Genomic DNA, 3,532 nt, shown 5'->3' on the forward strand with positions numbered 1-3,532 from the left:
GCGGCGGCGAGCGCGCAGAACGGGGTGATCGACGCCGGCTTGATCACCACGGCGTTGCCCGCGGCCAGGGCGGCCAGCGCGTCGGTCGCGGCGAGGTTGAGCGGGTAGTTCCACGGGGCGATCACGCCCACGACCCCCTTGGGCTGGCGCCGCACGACGGCCTTGGTCAGGCCCGGGAGCATGCCCTGGACGCGCTTGGGGGCGAGCAGGCCCGGGGCCGTCCTGGCGTAGTGCCGCGCGGTGATGAGGCAGTCCAGGACCTCCTCCTGCGCCGAGGACCTGCTCTTGCCGGTCTCGGCCTGGACGATGTCCATGAGCTGGTCGCGGTTGCGCATGACCTGCGTGGCGAACCGGGTGAGCACGGCGACCCGGTCCTCGGGGGCGCGCTCCGACCACGCGATCTGGGCGGCCCTGGCGCGTGCGACGGCGGCGGTCACGTCGTGGGCGGTCCCGACGGGGATCTCCGCCAGCGGCTCGCCGGTGAACACCTCGGCGATGGTGGTGGACGGGCGGCTCGACGGATCGGCGCGGAACTCGGGGATCGCGACCAGGTCGCGGAGGCGGTCGTACACGCGGGCGGTGGGGCGGCTCATGCGCCAGAGCGTACCGGCGTCGTCGGCCGCCGCGCACCGCCACGTTCTTGACCCCGACGCCGCGTCAGGCCCCAGGCTGGTGGTCGTTCGAGATGCTGTCGTGGGAGATGCTGTGGAGATGACGACGGGCGAGGGACTCACCGTGGGCGCGGTCGCCGCGCTGGTCGGCGTCAGCGTCCGGACCCTGCACCACTGGGACCGGATCGGGTTGGCGTCGGCGAGCGGGCGGACGTGGTCCGGCTACCGGGTATATGACGACGACGACGTCGCCCGCATCCATCGTGTCCTGATCTACCGCGAACTCGGCTTCACGCTCGCGGAGATCGGCGGGCTGCTCGACGACCCCGACGTGGACGAGCACGCCCACCTGACCCGCCAGCGCGACCTGCTGGTCGGTCGCATCTCGCGTCTGCAGGAGATGGTCTCCGCAGTCGACCGCCTGAAGGAGGCGAACGCCGTGAACACACCACTGAGTCCCGAGGACCGCGCGGAGATCTTCGGCACCGACTGGAACGAGGAGTGGCAGGACGAGGCCGCCGACCGGTGGGGCGACACCCCGCAGTGGGAGCAGTCGCGACAGCGCGCCGGCGCCCTGTCCACGGCCGAGTGGAAGGAGGTCAAGGCCGGGGCGGACGCGCTGAACTCCGACCTCGCCGAGGCCGCGCGCGCCGGCGTGGACCCCGCCTCCCCCGAGGCCGCCGCCCTGGCCGAACGCCACCGGGCGTCGATCTCGCGGTTCTACGACTGCACCCACTCCATGCAGGTCCTGCTGGCCCGGATGTACCGGCAGGACCCCCGGTTCTCCGAGACCTACGAGACGCTGGAGCCGGGCCTGACGCGGTGGCTCGAGGCGGCGGTCGAGGCCAACGCGCGGGCGAACGGTGTCGACCCCGACGCCGCCACCTGGGGCTGAACCGAGCCCCGCGCACGTAGGGTGGCGGGATGAGCAGCCGATGGACCACCGCTGACATCCCCGACCAGACCGGACGGACGTTCGTCGTCACCGGTGCCAACTCGGGCCTCGGCCTCCACAGCACCCGGGCCCTCACCGACGCGGGCGCCCGGGTGCTCATGGCCTGCCGGGACACCTCCCGCGCCGAGGCCGCCCGGGCGGGCCTGGCCCATCCCGACAGGGCCTCCGTCGTGCAGATGGATCTGGCCGATCTGGACTCGGTGCGCTCCGCCGGCGAGATCCTGGCCGGGCATCGGCTGGACGTCCTGATCAACAACGCCGGGCTCATGAACATCCCGCGGGCCCGCACCGCGCAGGGCCACGAGATGCAGTTCGGCGTCAACGTCCTGGGCCACTTCGCGCTCACCCGGCTCCTCGAGCCCGTGCTCACCGACCGCGTGGTGTGGCTCGGGTCGATGATGCACAGGCTCGGCACGGTCGACCCGACCGACCTGGACTGGACCCGGCGCAGATACGTGCCCATGACGGTCTACGCGGCCAGCAAACTGGCCTGCGTCATGCTCGCCTACGAGCAGCAACGTCGCCTGGAGGCGGCGGGCTCGGGGCTGAGGGCCGTGGCCGCCCACCCCGGGTACTCGGCCACCAACCTGCAGTACCGCAGCGGCAGCCGGATCCAGGACCTGGTCATGCGCGGGGTGGAGAAGGTCCCGTTCCTCGTCCAGTCGGCAGAGCGCGGCGCACTGCCTCAGCTCTACGCCGCCACGGTGGACACCCTGCCCGGCGGCGCGTACGTCGGCCCCGACGGGCCCGGCGAGCTCACCGGCTACCCGAGGATCGTCTCCTCCACTCGGGCGTCACACGACCGGGACGTCGCCGCGGCGCTGTGGGAGCGGTGCCTGGAGATGACCGCGACGAGCTGAACGCTCAGGCCCTCCGGCGGGAGGCCACCAGCAGGAGCGTTCCCAGCAGCAGGCTCACCGCGGCCAGGCCCGCGACCGCGGTCGTCTCGACGCCGGTGGCGGCCAGCACCCCCTGCGCGGCGGCCGGCCCCGGAGCGCCAGCCGGCCCCGGAGCGCCGGCCGGCCCCTGCGCGGCGGGCGCGACCGTGTCGATGACGGCGGCCAGCGTCGGACCACCAGTGTCGGCGCCGTCCGGACTCCCCTGCACATCGCCGGCGGGTTCCGCGGGGGGGTCGGCCACCTCGTCGTCGTCGCCGCCCTCCCGGGCCGCCTCGGCCTCCGCCCTGATCCTGTCCTGGACCTCGAAGGCGTTCTCCAGCGCGGCGCGCTGGACCGCGTCGATGCTGCCGGCCAGCCCCCCGGGGATCTCGGTGCCCGTCGCGCCCGCCGCGTCCTCGAGCAGCGCACCGCCCCGGGCCGAGCCCACCACCACGTTGTTCCAGAAGATCAACTCATCGGGGCTGAGCTGCCCCGCGTCCTGGCGGGCGGCCAGCACGTTGATGTAGGCGGCCACGGCCTGGAGCGCGAACCCGGCGATGGCGTACTCGGAGATCCGGAGTGAGCCGAAGCCGATGGTCCCCGATCCGATGGACCCGGTCGCGTTGGCGTAGACCGATCCGGGGAGGCTGCCGGACGACGCCACGGAGGCCGCCGCCGATCCGCCCGCGACGCCGACGGACTCGAGGGGCGCCACGGAGCCGATCACCTGCCCGACCGAGAGCGCGGTGTCGGGGATGATCCCGCTCCCGGTGTCCCGCAGCGCGTCCGACCCCCCGCCGAGGGCCGGGCCACCGATCACGATCTCCTCGGGGAGCAAGCCCAGGACGGCGTCGACGCTGCCGTTGCCGGTCTCCGGGACCATCGACCCCGGGGCCTCCTGCGCCAGCCCGGTGGCCGGGACACCGACCGTCGCCAGGGCCGCCGCCACGACGGCCGCGCCGACGCGTCTGGTCCGGCGTCCGGAACCTCGGGTCTGGGGCATCACAGCAGGCCTTCCGTCACGGGGCGGGCGAGTCGGCCCGCGCACGGACACGAGAGTACTACTGCAGTGTCGACCTACTGCAGTG

Annotated in this window: 4 protein-coding genes; 2 read left to right on the forward strand and 2 right to left on the reverse strand. The window is 73.7% G+C overall.

Annotation, left to right across the window (positions count from 1 at the left end; translation table 11 throughout):
* A partial coding sequence (locus tag B4M60_RS00645; RefSeq protein ID WP_291079432.1) for an aldehyde dehydrogenase family protein occupies positions 1-593 on the reverse strand: 593 nt, incomplete at its 3' end.
* A gap of 118 nt (positions 594-711) precedes the next feature.
* Here B4M60_RS00645 and B4M60_RS00650 point away from each other — a divergent pair.
* Both B4M60_RS00650 and B4M60_RS00655 read left to right on the forward strand, forming a co-directional pair.
* Positions 712-1,506: a MerR family transcriptional regulator gene (locus tag B4M60_RS00650; RefSeq protein WP_291079433.1), complete on the forward strand. Its 795-nt coding sequence runs from the start codon at positions 712-714 to the stop codon at positions 1,504-1,506.
* Positions 1,507-1,535: 29 nt separating this feature from the next.
* A complete protein-coding gene (locus B4M60_RS00655) occupies positions 1,536-2,426 on the forward strand; it encodes an oxidoreductase (RefSeq protein ID WP_291079434.1) in 891 nt (296 codons plus the stop codon).
* A gap of 4 nt (positions 2,427-2,430) precedes the next feature.
* Here the strand turns inward: B4M60_RS00655 and B4M60_RS00660 are convergent, their stop codons facing one another.
* A complete protein-coding gene (locus tag B4M60_RS00660) occupies positions 2,431-3,447 on the reverse strand; it encodes a hypothetical protein (RefSeq protein WP_291079435.1) in 1,017 nt (338 codons plus the stop codon).
* Between the last annotated feature and the right edge of the window lie 85 nt (positions 3,448-3,532).

It is taken from the genome of Dietzia sp. UBA5065 (assembly GCA_002415925.1).
Classification (GTDB): Bacteria; Actinomycetota; Actinomycetes; order Mycobacteriales; family Mycobacteriaceae; genus Dietzia.

Bases quoted from the DNA above. Each gene is read 5' to 3' on its own strand.
- B4M60_RS00650 (WP_291079433.1), top strand. From the start codon at position 712: ATGACGACGGGCGAGGGACTCACCGTGGGCGCGGTCGCCGCGCTGGTC.
- B4M60_RS00655 (WP_291079434.1), top strand. From the start codon at position 1,536: ATGAGCAGCCGATGGACCACCGCTGACATCCCCGACCAGACCGGACGG.
- B4M60_RS00660 (WP_291079435.1), bottom strand. From the start codon at position 3,447: ATGCCCCAGACCCGAGGTTCCGGACGCCGGACCAGACGCGTCGGCGCG.